Origin of the sequence: Paenibacillus sp. WLX1005 (assembly GCF_046603685.1) — a bacterium.
In the GTDB taxonomy this organism is placed as follows: domain Bacteria; phylum Bacillota; class Bacilli; order Paenibacillales; family Paenibacillaceae; genus Saccharibacillus.
On the sequence record NZ_CP176756.1, the window covers coordinates 2,442,710 to 2,460,085 of the forward strand.

A 17,376-nucleotide genomic window follows, 5' to 3' on the forward strand; every position below is an offset into this window, starting at 1 on the left:
AAGGGATTAACGTATACATTATATAAAAAATCAAATACCCTGATTCATATCCAACTCATAATTTGATAATTGGAATGCAATCAGGGTATGCACATAATCGCTAAATGATTGAAAAAATATTTTACGAAGATGGTTTTGTATCTGATGGAGAATAGATAGACGATTCGCGCAAAACGAGACGATGTGGCACAATATGACGTTGATATACGCGCTCAACATCATCCTTATGCTTGTCTTGAATCGCCTGAATGAGCGCCTGCGAAGCGGTATAACCAAGATGGTAAATACCGATATCGATACTCGTCAGCGGTGGTGAGGACAGCTCAGACAGTGCGATATTGTTAAAGCTTGTAATCGCAATATCTTCCGGTACTTTATACCCCAGCTCATGCAGTCCACGCAAAATACCAAAACTGACCACATCATCGACCACCACGAGTGCAGTGGGGCGTTCCGGTAAATTCATGAAAAAGGACATGGCCCGATAACCGCTTTCTTGCAGAAATTCGCCTTCCACGATCCAATCCTGACGGAATTCCAATCCGGCTGTCTGTAATGCGCGCTTGAAGCCTTCCATTCGGTCAAGCGACACGACCAGTTCCGGTGGTCCACTTACAAAGCCGATCCGTCGATGCCCCATCTGGATCAGATGGCGAGTAGCATCTTCAGCTGCCTGCACATTATCTGTATCGACAGTAATGATATTGTCATGCTGCTCACTGCGTCCGACCAATACCGCTGGAAACTGATTTCGACTTAAAAAGTCGACTACTGGATCGTTTTTACGTGAATACAGCAAGATCGCGCCGTCAATCCGTCCGCCATATACGAGCCGAGACACCGCATCTACTTCTTCCTGCTCGCTGGAGCCGGAGCTGAGAACCACATCATAGCCACTCCGATTCGCCTGCGCCACAATTCCACGAATCAATTCCATAAAGAATGTATTCAAAAATAGTTCTTCCGCCGGTTTTGGCAAAATAACACCCAAACTGTTGGTCGTTTTGGAAACGAGGCTTTTCGCCATAATATTCGGATGGTAGCCCATCTCTTCCATGATCGCCTTCACTTTCTCGGAAGTGGCATGGCTAATGCGTGGATGGTTGGACAACACACGCGATACAGTAGAAGGAGATACGCCCGCTCGTTTGGCAACATCTTTGATTGTAACTGACATATGTACCTCCTTGAATGATCATCTATCGTACATAGAGGATGCGAAGGAGCACACTCTACAACGGATTTGATATGCAAAAACCAACATGAACGTCTATCTTATTATCCTCATTTGACGCCAGTTCTGCAATTCATAATCTGCGAAAAGGGTGCGGGATGTGTTTATATGGTAATCGAAATTCCGTACAGGTGTAAACCTTCCATTTATCATAACCGGAATGCCGTAAAATGAAAATATATTGTATGCGAAGCAGATAGACAGAGCATAGTAGCGATTATCTGTATAAAATGAACATAAATCGCTATAAATGATTTGTGCAAACGTTTTAACAAAAATGAATTATGAGTTATGATGAATTTGCTTGATTAAGCGCTTCCAAAGCGGGATATACATATTTTAATTGGTATAAATGGAATTTTGTTGTCGGTTATAACAGGATACTTTTATTAAAATGAACAAACGTTTGCGCAAATGCTGACATAGACTTGGCTGGCAACGGTTTTGTGAGTCTAAAGCAGTAGCACAGCTTGTTCATTTATACTGATTTGTTCTGGAGTGCGTCAACATGTATACTCGCCATCTACCTGTGAGATACATGTTGCTGCAACGTATAACTGTATTCCATTTGCCGATTATCATCAAGATCATTGCTGGACTGCATACGTGGAAGCGCTACATCGATTACATAATGGAAGGATGAATGAATATGTTACGTCAAAAGTATGGTGCTCTGTTCAGTGCACTTCTCGTTCTGGTGTTGTTATTGTCTGCATGCAGTAGTGGAGGGAGTGGAAGTAGTACAACGTCCGATCCAGCGGCAGCGCCGGCAACAGGTGAGGATATGCAGGAGCTATTGCCTGAGGATGGAGCTAAGTTAACGGTATGGGATAGTGGGGATCAGAAAGCATTTATTGAAGAAGCGGCGAAGGCGTTTAAGGAAAAATACAATGTGGATGTCACGTTCGCGGAACTAGGACCGGACAAGTCGATGGGACAGATGGTTACGGACGGTCCGGCAGGTGTAGGTGCTGATGTATTCGCTGGTGTACATGACCAGATCGGACAAGGGGAATCGGCAGGTATCATCTTACCGAATGACTGGTTCGAGGAAGAGACACGTTCCCGCAATAGTGATCTGGCAATTCAAGCGCTGACGTACAATGATATTCTGTACGGATATCCGAAGTCGGTTGAGACGACAGCTGTATTTTATAACAAAGATCTGATCGACAGTGTGCCGGCAGATTGGGATGGCGTTATCAAATTCGCCGATACATTCAATGATGCCAAAGCGAACAAATTCGCAATCATGTGGGAAGTGGGCAACGGTTATTATGTATTCCCATTCTTGGGTGGATATGGAGCCTATGTGTTTGGCAGCAATGGTACAGATGCCAATGATATCGGTTTGAACAGTGAACAGGCGGTAGAAGGAGCGACCTTCATTCAAGGTTTGAATAAAATATTGCCACTCAAAACGTCCGACATTAACGCTGATATCAAAAAATCGCTGTTCACGTCGAACAAGCTGGCGATGAATATTAGCGGACCGTGGGATACCGGTTCACTCAAAGAAGGCGTGAAAAACCTAGGCGTAGGCATGTATCCGAATTTGCCAAACGGCAAGCCGATGACGCCATTCTCTGGTATTAAAGCGTACTTTGTTAACGCCTATACAAAATATCCGAATGCGTCCAAGCTGTTTGCCGATTTTATTACATCGGAAGAATGGCAGTTAAAAAACTTTGAGATGAACGGTGCGTTGCCTTCCAACAAAGAAGCTGCTGCCAGCAAAACGGTTCAGAGCGATCCGGTTGCATCCGTATTCCTGAAGCAATTTGAAAATTCCGTTCCGATGCCGTCGATCCCAGCAATGGCACAATTCTGGTCGCCGATGGAAGCAGCGATGTCGTCGATCTGGAACGATAACAAAGATCCCAAAGAAGCGCTGGACAACCTAGTCAATCAGATGAAAAGTAACATTACAACAGGGCAATAACGATGAATAAGGCAGCCATTCATTCAAAAGAAACTGCTGGAATGGGGAGCGCAGCGACAGCCGCTGTGCTCTCCGCTGTCATGATGGGTGCTGGGCAGATGTACAACCGACAGTGGATCAAGGGCGGACTGTTTCTGCTCGCTGGTCTAGTGAGTCTGTATCTCATTCTGAACGGGCTTGCCACCAATCTGTGGGGACTCGTTACACTGGGCGAACAGCCTGCTCATCTGGAAAAGGTCGGTCGATTGTATCGCAATGTGCCGGGTGACCATTCCATCTTTATGATGATCTACGGTCTGGTGGCGCTACTGTATATCGTGCTGCTGGCGTGCTTTTATGTCGCTAATATTAAAGACGCATATACCATTGGCAAAAAGCGGGAACGCGGCATACACGTCAACGGCTTTCGTCAGACGTGGCGGATGCTGGGCGATCAAGGCTTTCCGTATGTGCTGTTAGCGCTACCGACAATTGGGGTGCTGGTATTTACGATTTTGCCGATTATTTTTATGGTATTGATGGCATTTACGAATTACTCGGCACCAGATCATATTCCGCCCAAAAATCTGGTCGATTGGGTCGGGCTTCGTACATTTACCAATCTGGTGACGCTAGAAGCGTGGAGTCATACGTTTGTCGGTGTACTGACATGGACGGTGATCTGGGCAGTTGTAGCGACCGTTACGACTTACTTTGGCGGGATTCTGGTGGCATTGCTCATTGAGCAGCAGGGCATTAGGTTCAAGGGCTTCTGGCGGACACTGTTTATTTTGCCGTATGCGATTCCGCAATTTATTTCGCTGCTCATTATGCGCAATCTACTGAATTATCAGTTTGGTCCGGTCAATCAGTATTTGCGTATGCTTGGACTGGGTGGTGTGCCTTGGCTGAACGATGCCTTCTGGGCAAAAGTGACGGTCATTCTCGTGAATATGTGGATCGGAATTCCGGTATCGATGATTCTAGTACTGGGCGTATTGACGGCGATTCCGCGTGATCTGTATGAAGCGGCAGAAGTGGATGGGGCGACCGGTTTTCAGAAATTCCGTAACATTACGATGCCGTTCGTGTTGTTCCAGACTGCACCGATTCTCATTATGCAGTTTGCGGGCAATATCAATAACTTTAACGTGATCTTCCTGCTCACGAATGGCTTGCCAGCGAACGGGGATTATGCGTACGCAGGCAGTACGGATTTGCTAGTTACATGGCTGTATAAGCTAACGCTAGACAATCAGCGCTATAACTTCGCTTCGGCGATTGGCATTATTATCTTTATCATTATTGCGGCATTCTCTCTGTACAATTACCGACGTAGCCGCTCCTTCAAAGAGGAGGATATGATCCAATGAAGCAGAACAAACGTTTCAAGCTCGCGATCAGCTATATGTTGCTTGGATTGATCGCTATTGCCTGTGTATATCCAGCGATGTGGATCATTTTATCCTCATTTAAGGAAGGCGACTCACTCTACAGTGAAACGCTCATTCCGCAAAAGCTGACGCTTCAGCATTATGCCGATCTGTTCCGTACGCAATCGGATAAGGACTTGCCGTATGTGCAGTGGTATTGGAATACGCTGAAAGTGGCGGTTAGCAGTATGGTACTCGGTACGCTGGTGCAGATTTTGACCGCGTATGCGATGTCGCGTTTTCGGTTCAAAGGTAGACAGACGATGATGTCGGTCATTCTTATTCTCGGCATGTTTCCGGGCTTTATGAGCATGATCGCAGTATATGTCATCCTGCTGCAAATGAATCTGCTGAACTCGCCGTGGGCGCTTGTGTTAGTATACACATCAGGAGCGGCACTGGGGATGTTTGTCGCGAAAGGCTTTTTTGATACGATTCCGCGTGCGTTAGAGGAATCAGCGCTGCTCGATGGGGCGAGTCATTTTCAGATTTTCCGGAGAATCATTTTGCCGTTGTCTACGCCGATTATTACGTATATTGCGATTACGACCTTCACCGGGGCGTGGGTTGATTTTATTTTCGCCCGACTGATCTTGCGTTCGCGGGAAAATTGGACGCTTGCGGTAGGATTGTATGAGCTGGTAAGCAGTTATTCGAGTACGGAATTTACACTGTTTGCTGCGGGGTCGGTGCTGGTGGCGCTGCCGATCACAGTGCTGTATATGTTCTTGCAGCGATTCCTTGTGCATGGACTGACGGCTGGGGCGACGAAGGGATAAGCGAAGCCAAGCAAGCAGAGGTTAGAAGAAATCATAAGAAGTAAGAACAGGAAGAACGTTGTTTGTATGAAGCGGATCGTCAATATATTGGATGTTTGACAGTAATCCGTATCGAATGCAAAATAATAAATCGAAACTGTCTTTACATTGGAATCATACGATATACGATCGTTTTAAGCTTTTTTTGAAAAAGAAAACAAGCCTGCTCACAGCTGGAGGAGAGTATATCCTGTAGCTGTTGGAGCAGGCTTGTTTGTTTACTATTTACTTTGGTGGGCTGATACTTATGCTAGCAATCAGCATTTGCTAACGATTTTGTCCACTAGACCGTATTCGACTGCTTCTTCGGCACTAAAATAGAAATCGCGGTCGGTGTCTTTTTCGATCTTGGTAATCGGTTGACCGGTGCGGTCGGACAGCAGTTCATTTAACTTTTTGCGGCTGCGCAGTAAGCGCTCTGCATAGATCAACACGTCGGAAGCTTGCCCTTTTGCCCCGCCAAGCGGCTGATGAATCATAATCTCGCTGTTGGGCAGCGCTAGCCGTTTGCCTTTGGTACCACCAACGAGCAAGATAGTGCCAAAGCTTGCTGCCATACCTGTGCAAATAGTGGAGATGTCCGGTTTGACGAACTGCATCGTATCATAAATGGCAAAGCCCGCACTAACCGAGCCACCCGGGCTATTGATGTACATATGGATATCCTTTTTGTCATCCTCAGCTGCCAGATGTAGCAGCTGGGCGACGATCAGATTCGCCATCTGGTCTTCAATTTCACCGTTGATCATAATGATACGGTCTTTTAACAGGCGGGAATAAATATCATAGCTGCGTTCACCACGGTCGGTTTGTTCAATAACATAAGGGATCGTTGCCATATTGTTCAGCTCCTGATCTGCCTGTTATAGGCATGAAATGGGAAATGAACCATTCAGCAGATAATGCACATTTTATGAGTATCCTGTCTGTATTCGTACTTATGATAGCGAGGAGCCGTATAAGCAGTCAGATGATTCTATGCGGAATAGCGATAGTCGGTATGCTCAGCTCGAGTATAAACAGATTGCAAACGCATGGATGGAGTAGAGTCAAGGGCATTGCTGGATGGCGTAGGACCAAGAACACTACCCGACGGCGTACGTGTCAGTTGTCCAATCACAACTGGTGCGAGTGCGGCTGGATCGGCGGTTGTGCTCAGAATGAGCTGAATCAGTTCAGCCGTCTGTCCATTGCGAAAAGCAGCCAGATAATCGCGCAGTAGCTTGCCATTATGCGGTTGGACGTGTACGCTCGCGGCAGAAGAGGCAGGCTTCTTAGAAGATTGTTGCACCTCATCGTTACGTTGACTGTCGGCTGTAACATCCGTATCGTGGGCAGAACTGGATGCTTCGTTTCCGATAGCTTGCCGATTGCGCTCAAGTGTCATGCGTGCGCGCTTGAGTGCCGATTTGACTGCGCCTTCGCTTGTGTTCAACAACTGTGCTGTTTCTGCTGCGGTATAATTCAGCAGCTCACGTAGCACATATGCAACATGTTGAAGTGGAGAGAGCACATTCAGCAATTGCTGTACAGCCAGCTCTGCTTCCAGCTGCTGCTCAGCAACGTTGCCAGTTTCTGTCTGCTCTAGCGTTCCACCTAGCAGCTGCAACTTATGCTGCAATACGGTGCGACGTCGTATCGTATCTGTCCACAGATTGCGTGCAATTCGGATCAGATAGGCTTCCTGATACTGTGAAATGTCGCGACAATCGGACTTCTGACGTAACCAGGCACGCAGTAGCGTATCTTGCATCAGATCCTGTGCATCCCATTCGGAACGTGTCAGACTGAGGCAATAACGATACAGTGGTCTGATCATATCATTCAGCTCATCTTCTATAGATGTGGAACCGTCAGAAGATACAGCGACTTCGCCATACTGCTCATCTGTCATCGACACGCTGTAAGACATATGCTGCTCGCTATATTCAGCATTGGATACATCATTATGTGCATTCTGCTGATGGTTATCATAAGCAATAGCTTGTTCATGAATAGGGATAAGCAGCTCGTTATTGGGATTCTTTTCAACATACGATTGTGCATGTGACGAGGAAAAGGTTATCTTTTCCTGTATGATTTGCTTTTGCCTGAATATATCGCTGCGATCAATGATTACGGAGTTCACAAAGGCCATAGAGGGGGCCCTCCTTTGTTGATTCCGGTTACGGAATACGTAGTTGTATGCATCATAGCACGTTCAGCCGGCTGATACTCTGTAAACGAATAAATGTTGCAAAAGGATACGCCTGTGCCGATTGAATTGTTGTAATCGTTCTTCGCGCATATTTCCTTCCACACGACAGTTCTGGTAGTATGATAACAGATCAGCTGACGACTTGTTGGCTCAGGTAAGCGGCGAGATGTTGCAGGCTTGCTTATGACGGGTTAATGATAGGATAAGAACGTATTTGGCTGCAAACATACTAATACGATACACACCAATGTCTGTTATGATCCAGCATGGTGCAAGCGCTCCGAACAAGAGCGCTGAATGAGGAGGTCGTCGTCATGCCATCGTCCAAAAGAATACATATTGTCGGCGCACCTGGAAGCGGCAAAACTGAGCTGGCGATCCGCTTGTCGGATAAGCTGGGCATTCCATTTTACTCGCTGGAATCACTGCTGTGGACAAGAGACGGCAGGCGCAGACGCCGCAATACTCCGGCAGTACGACAGCGATTGTTAATGGATATCATTGCACAGGAAACGTGGATTGTGGAAGGGAATCTGATGGAGTGGCTTATTCCTAGCTTCGCGCTGGCAGATCAGATCATTTTCCTGACACCGTCACCATTTGTGCGAGACGGTCGGATGCTGCAACGCTTTTTACGGCAAAAAATCGGAACCGATCCAGATCGTGAACGAATCAATTTGCTGGAATTGATGGATCGATTGTACTGGAATCATCGGTTTGAGCGTGAATCCAAACCAGCTATTTTAAAAGTGGCTGAGCCGTACAAGCATAAGCTTGTTGTAACCCGGCAAGTCGACTGATGCAGCACAAAGCAGATAGCAACGCATAAGGCTGTACTGTTTATCGTGACAGGCATTGATTCCCCAATAGTATATCTGGATAGACAATCGTAACTGGATCAACAAGCAAAACGGTATGAATACATTCATACCGTTTTTGTTATGTCTATACAATTATTGTTCATACGCTTTGAGCACAATGACCGCATTGTGACCACCGAAGCCGAATGAATTAGACAGTCCAATCTTCACATCTGCGTGACGTGCAGTATTGGGCACATAGTCCAGATCACATGCTTCATCTCGGTGCTCCAGATTGATCGTAGGCGGAATCAATCCATGACGCAGTGTTTGTACAAGTGCAATCGCTTCTGCACCACCTGCGGCGCCTAGCATATGCCCAGTGATCGATTTGTTTGCGGTAACCGGAATAGTATAGGCGCGCTCGCCAAACAGTTCTTTGATCGCTTTGGTTTCTGAAATGTCACCCACGGATGTGCTGGTCGCATGAGCGCTGATTACATCAACTTCGTCTGGCGTAATACCGGCGTTTTTCAGTGCTTGGCGCATCGCTTGTACGGCACCGCGTCCTTCTGGATGAGTAGCTACCATATGGTATGCGTCTGAACTGGCGCCATAACCGATCACTTCCGCATAAATATGTGCTTGCCGAGCCTGCGCATGACGTAGTGATTCCAGTACGACGATCCCCGCACCTTCCGCCATCACAAAGCCGTCACGTTCCGCATCAAATGGTCGGCTGGCGCCAGCCGGATTATCATTGCGCTCGGACAATGCGGTAGCGTTGCTGAATCCGGCAAGAGCGACTTCATTGATCGCCGCTTCTGCACCCCCCGCAATGACCACATCGGCATCACCTGAGCGAATGAGTCGAAGCGCTTCGCCAATAGCGGTATTACCGATGGAACAGGCGGTGACCGGACAGAGCGTCGGACCCCAGCTTCCCAATCGAATGCTGATCGTCGCTGCTGCACTGTTCGCAATCATCACCGGCACTAGCAGAGGGCTGATACGTTGCGGTCCGCGTTGGGAGAGAATCGTTTGCTGGTCGATCAGTGTATCAATGCCACCGATTCCTGAACCTACATATACAGCGACCCGTTCACGATCGACTGATTCCATATCCAGCCCCGCATCTTGTACTGCCTGTTCAGCTGCCGCTACCGCAAATTTGGCGAATCGATCCATCCGACGTGCATCCTTGCGACCGAATAACGCATCCGCATCAAAGTCCCGTACAATGCCAGCAAATTTCGTTTTGAATCGTGCTGTATCAAAAACATCGATAGCAGAAATGCCGGACTGCCCGCTGCTCAATGCCTGCCAAAATGTATCCACATCGTTTCCAATAGGAGAGATGACCCCCATACCTGTGATGACTACCCGTTCCATATAACGTCCTCCTTGTATCGTACTAATGATGTCATCATGACATGTAAAATATCCTAGTACAAGTTATCGTTTATACTGGTATAATTTATAACAGGCTAACAGGCTAACAGGCTAACAGGCTAACAGGAGGCGTTATGAATCAGCAGGCAAGATTGCACGCACTATCCGACTTTTTAAAAGCAAGGCGTGCGCGGATTACACCACAATCGGTCGGACTGAGCGCAGGCTTACGACGACGCACGCCTGGACTTAGGCGAGAAGAAGTAGCGCAGCTCGCCGGAGTTAGTACGACTTGGTACACATGGCTGGAGCAGGGAAGAGACATTCAGGCATCTGCCTCTGTACTAGAAAATATCTCGTCCGCATTACAATTGACGAACGATGAGCGCAAATATTTGTTTTCACTAGCGATGGATAAGAGCGCTAGTATGGTGCCCGCTGTAGAGGAGATTCCGCAGATCAGCCCTTCGCTAGCAAAGATTTTGGAACAACTGCGGTACTGTCCAGCGATTATTTCCGACCGTCATTGCAATATCGTTGGTTGGAATGAAGCTGCCCGGCATGTATTTCTTGATTTTGAAAAGGTGCCGGAAGCGCAGCGCAATATGATTAGTTTGTTGTTTGAACGAAAGGAATTTCGCCGTCTGGCAGTGAATTGGAATGATTTTGCTGGTGATTTTCTATCGATTTTCCGAGCATATTATGGGCAATATGTTGATGATGAATGGTATGAGCGTTTTTTGGAAACGATGAAGGAGACGTATCCCGATTTCCATCCATTGTGGGAAGAGAGTAAGGTGAGTTCGGCGCCGCATGTTGTGTTGGAGTTCCGGCATGCTCGTGGTGGCAAAATGCTGTTTGAGCTTAGCTCGTTCATCGTACAGGGCAGTAGCGATCTGCGTTGCAGCATTTATACTCCTGTGCAGGATTCGGCAACAGAAGTCAAACTGATGGCGCTAATGGAGCGGGCAAGAGAATAAGTACAAGATAGTTTAGAAAATGGACGGTTGTTCTTATGTATATGTTCATACAGGGCGACGTTTGGGCGAACGCCGATTCGTGTAGTACAATAGAGAGATGCACCATACTATCTAAATGATGGATATGCACAACGACAACAAGCAAGATGAATCATTGTCGACATATCAGCACACTGTCGATGTTCATCGGAACAGGAGCAAGAACCTATGCAAATTATGCAGCATCTATCTTCGCATATTCATTATTTAACCCCTTATCAGGAAACAGATCGACCGATTCTCGCAGCGGTCACTGGTACGAAATCTACATTGCTAATTGATGCGGGCAATTCATCCGCACATATTCAATATTTTATCGATCAATTGGTCAAGCTGGATATATCGCCACGCTGTCTCGTATTGACGCACTGGCACTGGGATCATGTCTTCGGTATGAATCAGGCGAACACAACGATCATTGCACAGACGATGACGACCGAAGCGATCAAACAGATGCAGCAATGGAGTTGGAGTGACGAAGCGCTGGATCAGCGGGTGGAGGACGGCAGTGAGATTGCCTTTTGCGCCGATGCGATCAAGAAGGAGCATGTCGAGACTCGAGATATTTTATTGCCAACACCGGATATTACCTTTGAACGCAAACTGGAGATCGATCTGGGGCGTGTTCATTGTATTATCGAGCATGTAGGTGGCGATCATTCCGCAGATTCCACCATCGTATATGTAAAAGAAGATAAAATGCTGTTTCTCGGCGATTGCATCTATCCGAATATTCATGTAACCCCGAACGAATATACAGCCGAAGGTGCATTGCAGCTTGTACAGGCGTTGCGACAATATGATGTAGATACTGCTTTGCGGTCGCATCATACCGAGACGTGGGATGGCGAACAATTCCGCCATCAGCTGGGTATACTGGAAACGGTTGCTTTATTGGTGCGCGATGAGGACAACGATGAGGTATTCATACGTCGGCAACTACAATCCAAGCTAGAGCGTGAGCTGAACGAGGAAGAATTGGAGATCATTGAACAGTTTATAAACGGACGAAACCGTCAGCAGCACAACGGCTAATAGTAAGCGGCTCAGGTATTCTTTTGCCGTACTCTTTGCCGCCGTACTGCTTCAGCTTCATGATCGCGAAACAGATGCAGCTTGCCATTCTCAACCATTCGCATACGCGGACCGGTAAATCCGCGCTTGATCAGCTGCTTACGCATATACAGCATAAGTGCCCAATGGCTGACAATGAGAATATGCTCCGCTTCGGATGCGAGAATAACATCCAGCGCCCGATCGATTCGTGCGTTCGCTTCGGCAACCATACGCTTGTACCGTCTGCTTAATAACGGCGCGATACGAGCGAAAGCAGCCCAGCCGATAAATGGAAAACGCAGCTCGGTATTAAACGTAGGCGGTGTAATCTCACGCAGCTCTGGCATAATGATAATCTCGCCAGAATAAATAGACTGCGCTGTCTTGATTGCACGCGGCAGATCGCTGGCAAAGCATAGTTCCCAGTTCAGCCCGCGTAGATCCGTCGTGCCCAATTCGATCTCGGCTACATCATATTCTTCAAGCCAAGTGACCAGTTCGCTGACGGTGACCATCTGCCGGATCGGAAACTCCTTATTCACTTTGAAATGTCGGACAAGTCCAATAGTCTTCATTAGGGGTCGTGTGTAACTCCTTATTCGTAATATGCTACAATAATGATTATACCCATTTCCGATAGGAACCGTATAATTGCTTCAGAAAGGAAGATCATAACATGAGTCAATGGGAATATAAAACGATAAAATTGGAACCGGGTGGTTTTCTTGGTGGCAAAGTCGATATGGACGATCTGCAAGGAACGTTGAACGACCTCGGCTTTGACGGCTGGGAGCTGGTGTCTTCCTTTGATACAACCATTTCGCAAGGCAGCTCGCGTGAAGTTATTCTAATCTTCAAACGCAGTGCACTGCTGGATTAACTCTCGATAACGGTTACATAACCATATGGGACCTGTTAAAAACGTTAAAACGAAACATGACAACTGCGTTTGGCAATGACAAACGCCATACAGAGGAGGCAATCGCATGATCGGAACATGGATGGAAGAGATCAAATCCATTTTACGTACCGAGTTAAGCAGCCTGGAAGATTTTTTGCTGCCGCCTGCTGGCGATGTGGAAATTGCTCAAGTAGAGCAAGCGATGAATATTACATTTCCAGATGAATGGAAGCAGCTATATCATACGCATAACGGTGAATCCCGCAGCGGTCCAGGATTGTTTTTTGGGCTGCAATTTCTGAGCTTGAACGAAATGCTCAGCGAGTGGAAAATTTGGTCTGATTTGGAGAGTGATTATCAGGAGCTTGGTGATCATTATTCGATTCCTTCCGGTTGGGTCAAGGAGCAATATATTAACCGCAAATGGATTCCATTTTGCCATGATGGTGGTGGGAATCATCTTGGTATTGATCTGGACCCTGATGAGAACGGAGTTGTCGGTCAGGTAATTAACTTTGGGCGTGATGAAGAAACGAAATTTGTCATCGCTCATAATTTGGGTGAATTTATCCATTTCATGCGCAACACAGTGCGTGAAGGTAATTATACAGTCGAGCAAGAAGATGGCATGGGATACTGGATGTATGGACGCAATGATCAGGCGCGACTGTTGCGGGATGCTCAGCAGTTTGCACTGGGCGACGTAGTATCCTCGACATCTGTTCCTGCCTCGGCGACGGAATTTGCAGATTGGATGGGGCGCTTGTCTTTGCCATGGCAGGATTTGATTCGTATGGAAAATGCAGCTCCAGAAGACTTTGAACGTCAGTATCGCATCTATTTGACCGATGAAAATTTGACCGATGTAAGTGGATTGGAACGATGCAAGGAAGTACGTGAGCTGAGTTTGTCACGCAATCAGGTGACGGATATCCAGCCGCTTGTTCATTGCCGGGAATTGAAGAATCTGTATTTGATCAAAAATCCGATTAGCGATCTGCGTCCATTGTCTCGGTTGCCTTATTTGTATTATTTGAACATTTCGGGCACAGCAGTGAGTGATCTAAGCCCTCTGGCTGAACTGCCACGTCTTACGCAACTGGATTGTAGCGATACCCCTGTTGAAGACTATCGTCCGTTAACAGGGATCGCTACATTGACCGATTTGACAATCTCATCACCTTCGCACGAGACGGCGCAGATCATCAGTAGCATGCGTCAATTACGTCATTTAACGGTGAACGAAGCCTATGCCTGGCGATTGCAGGACTGGCAGCAGATTGCCACCTTACCGTTAACTTCCTTGAAGGTCAACGGTGCTGCTTGGAACGATGTCGAGCATCTACGTGCATTGGATCAATTACAGGAACTATCGTTACAAAATGTACGTCTGGATGACGCTTCTGCGTTGGCACATTTGCCATCTTTGCAAAAGTTAAGTCTGTTGCAAAATACGGATATAGGGGAATTGGTGAACATCACCTCCTCGCCGACACTGCGCAGTTTTCTCGGTAGCTTTGTACAATTCGATCAGGTAAAAGATGGCTTTGTGCAGAATGTCGATTTTTCCAGTTTGATTGGTGATGTAACCGATGAGCAGAGAGAAGTCTGGTCGAATTACAACCGCCGCTAAGTAAACAAATACCTGCCGGAGCACTCATTGTGCTTCGGTTTTTTGGCGTGTCTATCATATCCACGCAGAGTAGTATTTATGAATACATAGGCTTACAAATGACATTGAAAATAATGACATATCTTGTTTCATTCAGTTACGAAAACGATGCGTGATATGTTGAAACAAAATGTAAAAAGTGAGCAAACGCGAGCAAAACAGAGGAAAAACTAGCCTGCGATAGGTAGCAATTTACTAAAGTTTTAAAAATCAAACTTGCGGGCAAAAAGGGCTTTTTTTGCCTTTTTGATCCACTTTACTCTTGGGTGCGACAGGCGTAATATACATTTCAGGATTTAGAGATTCACCGGTAACGGGAATCGCTATTGTTCAGAATAAACCAACGTATAACAATGTTTCTTGTTCTTGTATTGCTGAGTTTCCGGTCATGCCGGAAAACGGGGGAACCAATCTGTAGTATGACGGAGGTGTGAGAGCCGCCGTTAGACTGCACGGGGTGAATCCGTCAGCACCGGTAACCATGGGACCGGCGCTGATGGTAGGGCGACTCTCACCGCCCGAATCCGACAGCTAACCTCGTAAGCAGAAGTCGAGAGAGGAGTGTGGAACTTGTGCCTACATGACACAGGGTAAACAAAGCTCTGTGTTTTCTTGTGCTCTTTTGGGAACATTCTGAACCTTGTACAATCAATTGCGCTTAATTTCCGAATGGTGGGCAGCTTCATCGTCTATCCGCCGGAAAGCGGGGGAACCAATCGTCACGCTGTATAGGCTGGTATTGCTTAGGCAACCGCTTTGTACAGTATAGACATGGGGTGAATTCCGGTAGTGACCGGAACGGGCAATCTTCCAGCCCGAACCCGACAGCTAACCTCGTCAGCGAATCAGGGAGAACTTATATCCGGCTTGAACCGGCGAAACGATTGCAGTCATCATGTTATGACTGTGCAGGTTTCGTGCGGTCCATAGGAGAAGCCCGGTGAAAAGTTCCATTTTACCGAGGCTTCTTTTTTTGCGCCCAATTTCCGGATATATACGATATTAACAAGTAATTAATTTGGATTGAAGGAGTTACGTACCATGCTAGATTTAATCATGATTGTGTTGATACTACTCATTGCATTCGCGCTTGGAGGACTGGGAGAATGGTCGTCCAGAGTGATCGGGGAAAGAGGGAAGGAACAATGACCTGGTTATTATGGATTATCATTGCAGGCGTACTGTTGTATCTATGTTATGCCCTGATCTATCCCGAGAAATTCTAAACCGAAACCAACAGAAGAGAGTGGAGTGAGTATGTTAGCATACATCGGAGTTGCTGTTACTTTATTAATCGCGCTGTTACTGGCTCGTCCAATGGGCTTGTATATGGCTCGCGTATTTGATTATAATCCGGGGCGTCTGGATCGCTGGTTCGGACCACTGGAGAAATTGATTTTTAAAATAGGCGGTATTCGCCAGAGCAACCAAACGTGGAAACAATACGCCGCAGCGTTGCTAGTGAGCAATACAATTCTGATTTTGATTGTATATATCGTTTTTCGATTGCAGGACAAGCTGCCGATGAATCCTGCGGGGATCGCAGCGATGAGCCCGGACTTAGCGTTTAACACGGCAATCAGTTTTATGACAAATACAAATTTGCAGCATTATAGCGGAGAAAGTGGATTGTCGCTGTTCTCGCAAATGACAGCGATCATTCTAATGATGTTCATGTCACCAGCTACTGGTATTGCTGTAGCAATCGCATTTATTCGTGGGCTGGCAGGCAAGCCACTTGGTAACTTTTTCGTCGATCTGACACGGGCAATTACACGCATTTTGTTACCACTGGCAATTGTGGCTGCGCTGGTATTTATCAGTCTGGGCGTACCGCAAACGATGCAAACGTCGGTTACTGCCAATACGATGCAGGGTGCACAGCAAGAGATTGGTATGGGACCAATCGGCAGCTTCCTAGCGATCAAAGAACTGGGCAACAACGGCGGTGGCTTCTTCGGTGCCAACTCCGCACATCCATTTGAGAATCCGAACGGTTTTAGTAATATGCTGCAAATGCTGTTGATGCTGCTTGTACCGATGTCGCTGCCTTTTACGTATGGACGTATGGTGAATAATCTGAAGCAGGGACGCGTATTGTTCGTTTCGATGGCGATGATGTTTATCGTTATGCTGAGCGTATCGCTATACGCCGAGCATCAGGGCAATCCGCTGATCAATCAGCTTGGATTGCAGCAAAGTGCAGGTTCGATGGAAGGGAAAGAAGTACGCTTTGGCGTAGAGCAATCATCATTGTATTCGGTCGTAACGACTGCTTCTGAAACAGGCGCAATCAATACGATGCACGATACGTTGACACCGCTTGGCGGCATGGTCACGATCAGCAATATGATGCTGAATACAGTCTTCGGTGGCTCTGGGGTCGGTATGATGAACGTACTCATGTATGCGATTATATCAGTCTTTCTGTCCGGTCTGATGGTTGGGCGTACACCAGAATTCCTCGGTCGTAAGATTGAAGGAAAAGAGATGAAGCTGATTGCGGTTACGCTATTAATTCAGCCACTACTCATTCTGGCACCTACGGCGCTGGCACTAACGTATTATCCAGATACAATCTCCAATCCGAGCTTCCATGGATTGACGCAGGCATTGTACGAATTTACATCTTCTGCGGCTAACAACGGATCAGGGTTCGAGGGATTGGGCGATAATACGCCATTCTGGAATATTTCGACTGGTGCAGTCATGTTTATAGCACGCTTCTTTTCGATGGTAACTCTGCTTGCCGTTGCTGGTTCGTTGCTCGCCAAGACGCCAGTTCCAGAAAGCAGCGGTACACTGCGTACCGATCAAGCGATATTTGGTGGTGTGTTCGTTGTGATCGTCGTGTTGGTTGGCGCATTGACCTTCTTCCCGGCGCTCGTACTGGGGCCGATTGCAGAACAATTGACCCTGTAATCTCATAACAT

15 protein-coding genes and 2 riboswitches are annotated in these 17,376 nt (G+C 46.9%); of the genes, 10 read left to right on the forward strand and 5 right to left on the reverse strand.

Annotated features, from left to right (window positions below; all coding sequences use genetic code 11):
- Positions 1-121: 121 nt before the first annotated feature.
- Positions 122-1,177, reverse strand: a complete 1,056-nt coding sequence (locus tag ACE3MZ_RS10585; RefSeq protein WP_411346395.1) for a LacI family DNA-binding transcriptional regulator — start codon at positions 1,175-1,177, stop codon at positions 122-124.
- Between the two features lie 706 nt (positions 1,178-1,883).
- On the opposite strand from ACE3MZ_RS10585, the gene ACE3MZ_RS10590 reads away from it, so the two are divergent.
- From ACE3MZ_RS10590 to ACE3MZ_RS10600, 3 genes are read left to right on the forward strand one after another with little or no spacing between them, the layout of a single operon-like run.
- The gene (locus tag ACE3MZ_RS10590; protein ID WP_411346396.1) at positions 1,884-3,176 is read left to right on the forward strand and encodes an extracellular solute-binding protein; all 1,293 of its coding nucleotides are present in this window, start codon (positions 1,884-1,886) and stop codon (positions 3,174-3,176) included.
- A 2-nt stretch (positions 3,177-3,178) separates the two neighbouring features.
- Positions 3,179-4,528, forward strand: coding sequence for a carbohydrate ABC transporter permease (locus tag ACE3MZ_RS10595; protein WP_411346397.1), 1,350 nt, complete (start codon positions 3,179-3,181; stop codon positions 4,526-4,528).
- The gene (locus ACE3MZ_RS10600) at positions 4,525-5,367 is read left to right on the forward strand and encodes a sugar ABC transporter permease (RefSeq protein ID WP_411346398.1); all 843 of its coding nucleotides are present in this window, start codon (positions 4,525-4,527) and stop codon (positions 5,365-5,367) included. Before ACE3MZ_RS10595 ends, ACE3MZ_RS10600 begins: the two co-directional genes overlap by 4 nt.
- A gap of 296 nt (positions 5,368-5,663) precedes the next feature.
- On the opposite strand, the gene clpP is transcribed toward ACE3MZ_RS10600, so the two are convergent.
- Both clpP and ACE3MZ_RS10610 read right to left on the reverse strand, forming a co-directional pair.
- Positions 5,664-6,245 carry an ATP-dependent Clp endopeptidase proteolytic subunit ClpP gene (gene clpP / locus ACE3MZ_RS10605; RefSeq protein WP_411346399.1) on the reverse strand — a complete coding sequence of 194 codons (582 nt, stop codon included), beginning with the start codon at positions 6,243-6,245 and terminating at the stop codon, positions 5,664-5,666.
- Positions 6,246-6,382: 137 nt separating this feature from the next.
- Complete coding sequence (locus ACE3MZ_RS10610; RefSeq protein WP_411346400.1) at positions 6,383-7,543, reverse strand: RNA polymerase sigma factor; 1,161 nt, start codon at positions 7,541-7,543, stop codon at positions 6,383-6,385.
- Between the two features lie 374 nt (positions 7,544-7,917).
- Between ACE3MZ_RS10610 and ACE3MZ_RS10615 the strand changes: the two genes are divergently transcribed.
- Positions 7,918-8,403, forward strand: a complete 486-nt coding sequence (locus ACE3MZ_RS10615) for a DNA topology modulation protein FlaR (RefSeq protein ID WP_411346401.1) — start codon at positions 7,918-7,920, stop codon at positions 8,401-8,403.
- A gap of 153 nt (positions 8,404-8,556) precedes the next feature.
- Here ACE3MZ_RS10615 and fabF read toward each other — a convergent pair whose 3' ends face one another.
- Positions 8,557-9,795 carry a beta-ketoacyl-ACP synthase II gene (gene fabF, locus ACE3MZ_RS10620; RefSeq protein ID WP_411346402.1) on the reverse strand — a complete coding sequence of 413 codons (1,239 nt, stop codon included), beginning with the start codon at positions 9,793-9,795 and terminating at the stop codon, positions 8,557-8,559.
- A gap of 134 nt (positions 9,796-9,929) precedes the next feature.
- On the opposite strand from fabF, the gene ACE3MZ_RS10625 reads away from it, so the two are divergent.
- Complete coding sequence (locus ACE3MZ_RS10625; protein ID WP_411346403.1) at positions 9,930-10,775, forward strand: helix-turn-helix transcriptional regulator; 846 nt, start codon at positions 9,930-9,932, stop codon at positions 10,773-10,775.
- A gap of 207 nt (positions 10,776-10,982) precedes the next feature.
- Positions 10,983-11,849, forward strand: coding sequence for an MBL fold metallo-hydrolase (locus ACE3MZ_RS10630; protein ID WP_411346404.1), 867 nt, complete (start codon positions 10,983-10,985; stop codon positions 11,847-11,849).
- Between the two features lie 11 nt (positions 11,850-11,860).
- Here ACE3MZ_RS10630 and ACE3MZ_RS10635 read toward each other — a convergent pair whose 3' ends face one another.
- On the reverse strand, positions 11,861-12,412 hold the full coding sequence (locus ACE3MZ_RS10635; protein ID WP_411346405.1) for a histidine phosphatase family protein: 552 nt from the start codon (positions 12,410-12,412) through the stop codon (positions 11,861-11,863).
- 134 nt (positions 12,413-12,546) lie between these two features.
- On the opposite strand from ACE3MZ_RS10635, the gene ACE3MZ_RS10640 reads away from it, so the two are divergent.
- The 4 genes from ACE3MZ_RS10640 to kdpA all read left to right on the forward strand — a co-directional run bounded on the left by ACE3MZ_RS10640 (position 12,547) and on the right by kdpA (position 17,365).
- The gene (locus tag ACE3MZ_RS10640) at positions 12,547-12,750 is read left to right on the forward strand and encodes a DUF4177 domain-containing protein (protein ID WP_411346406.1); all 204 of its coding nucleotides are present in this window, start codon (positions 12,547-12,549) and stop codon (positions 12,748-12,750) included.
- Between the two features lie 106 nt (positions 12,751-12,856).
- Positions 12,857-14,404, forward strand: coding sequence for an SMI1/KNR4 family protein (locus ACE3MZ_RS10645; RefSeq protein ID WP_411346407.1), 1,548 nt, complete (start codon positions 12,857-12,859; stop codon positions 14,402-14,404).
- Positions 14,405-14,805: 401 nt separating this feature from the next.
- Positions 14,806-15,005, forward strand: a riboswitch (cyclic di-AMP (ydaO/yuaA leader).
- A gap of 83 nt (positions 15,006-15,088) precedes the next feature.
- A riboswitch (cyclic di-AMP (ydaO/yuaA leader) is annotated at positions 15,089-15,301 on the forward strand.
- Positions 15,302-15,588: 287 nt separating this feature from the next.
- Positions 15,589-15,669, forward strand: a complete 81-nt coding sequence (gene kdpF, locus ACE3MZ_RS10650) for a K(+)-transporting ATPase subunit F (RefSeq protein WP_367061244.1) — start codon at positions 15,589-15,591, stop codon at positions 15,667-15,669.
- A gap of 31 nt (positions 15,670-15,700) precedes the next feature.
- On the forward strand, positions 15,701-17,365 hold the full coding sequence (gene kdpA / locus ACE3MZ_RS10655) for a potassium-transporting ATPase subunit KdpA (RefSeq protein WP_411346756.1): 1,665 nt from the start codon (positions 15,701-15,703) through the stop codon (positions 17,363-17,365).
- The last annotated feature ends 11 nt before the right edge of the window (positions 17,366-17,376 follow it).

Bases quoted from the DNA above. Each gene is read 5' to 3' on its own strand.
- ACE3MZ_RS10610 (WP_411346400.1), bottom strand. From the start codon at position 7,543: ATGGCCTTTGTGAACTCCGTAATCATTGATCGCAGCGATATATTCAGG.
- ACE3MZ_RS10590 (WP_411346396.1), top strand. From the start codon at position 1,884: ATGTTACGTCAAAAGTATGGTGCTCTGTTCAGTGCACTTCTCGTTCTG.
- ACE3MZ_RS10600 (WP_411346398.1), top strand. From the start codon at position 4,525: ATGAAGCAGAACAAACGTTTCAAGCTCGCGATCAGCTATATGTTGCTT.
- ACE3MZ_RS10630 (WP_411346404.1), top strand. From the start codon at position 10,983: ATGCAAATTATGCAGCATCTATCTTCGCATATTCATTATTTAACCCCT.
- ACE3MZ_RS10625 (WP_411346403.1), top strand. From the start codon at position 9,930: ATGAATCAGCAGGCAAGATTGCACGCACTATCCGACTTTTTAAAAGCA.
- kdpF (WP_367061244.1), top strand. From the start codon at position 15,589: ATGACCTGGTTATTATGGATTATCATTGCAGGCGTACTGTTGTATCTA.
- ACE3MZ_RS10585 (WP_411346395.1), bottom strand. From the start codon at position 1,177: ATGTCAGTTACAATCAAAGATGTTGCCAAACGAGCGGGCGTATCTCCT.
- clpP (WP_411346399.1), bottom strand. From the start codon at position 6,245: ATGGCAACGATCCCTTATGTTATTGAACAAACCGACCGTGGTGAACGC.
- fabF (WP_411346402.1), bottom strand. From the start codon at position 9,795: ATGGAACGGGTAGTCATCACAGGTATGGGGGTCATCTCTCCTATTGGA.
- ACE3MZ_RS10595 (WP_411346397.1), top strand. From the start codon at position 3,179: ATGAATAAGGCAGCCATTCATTCAAAAGAAACTGCTGGAATGGGGAGC.
- ACE3MZ_RS10645 (WP_411346407.1), top strand. From the start codon at position 12,857: ATGATCGGAACATGGATGGAAGAGATCAAATCCATTTTACGTACCGAG.
- kdpA (WP_411346756.1), top strand. From the start codon at position 15,701: ATGTTAGCATACATCGGAGTTGCTGTTACTTTATTAATCGCGCTGTTA.
- ACE3MZ_RS10615 (WP_411346401.1), top strand. From the start codon at position 7,918: ATGCCATCGTCCAAAAGAATACATATTGTCGGCGCACCTGGAAGCGGC.
- ACE3MZ_RS10640 (WP_411346406.1), top strand. From the start codon at position 12,547: ATGAGTCAATGGGAATATAAAACGATAAAATTGGAACCGGGTGGTTTT.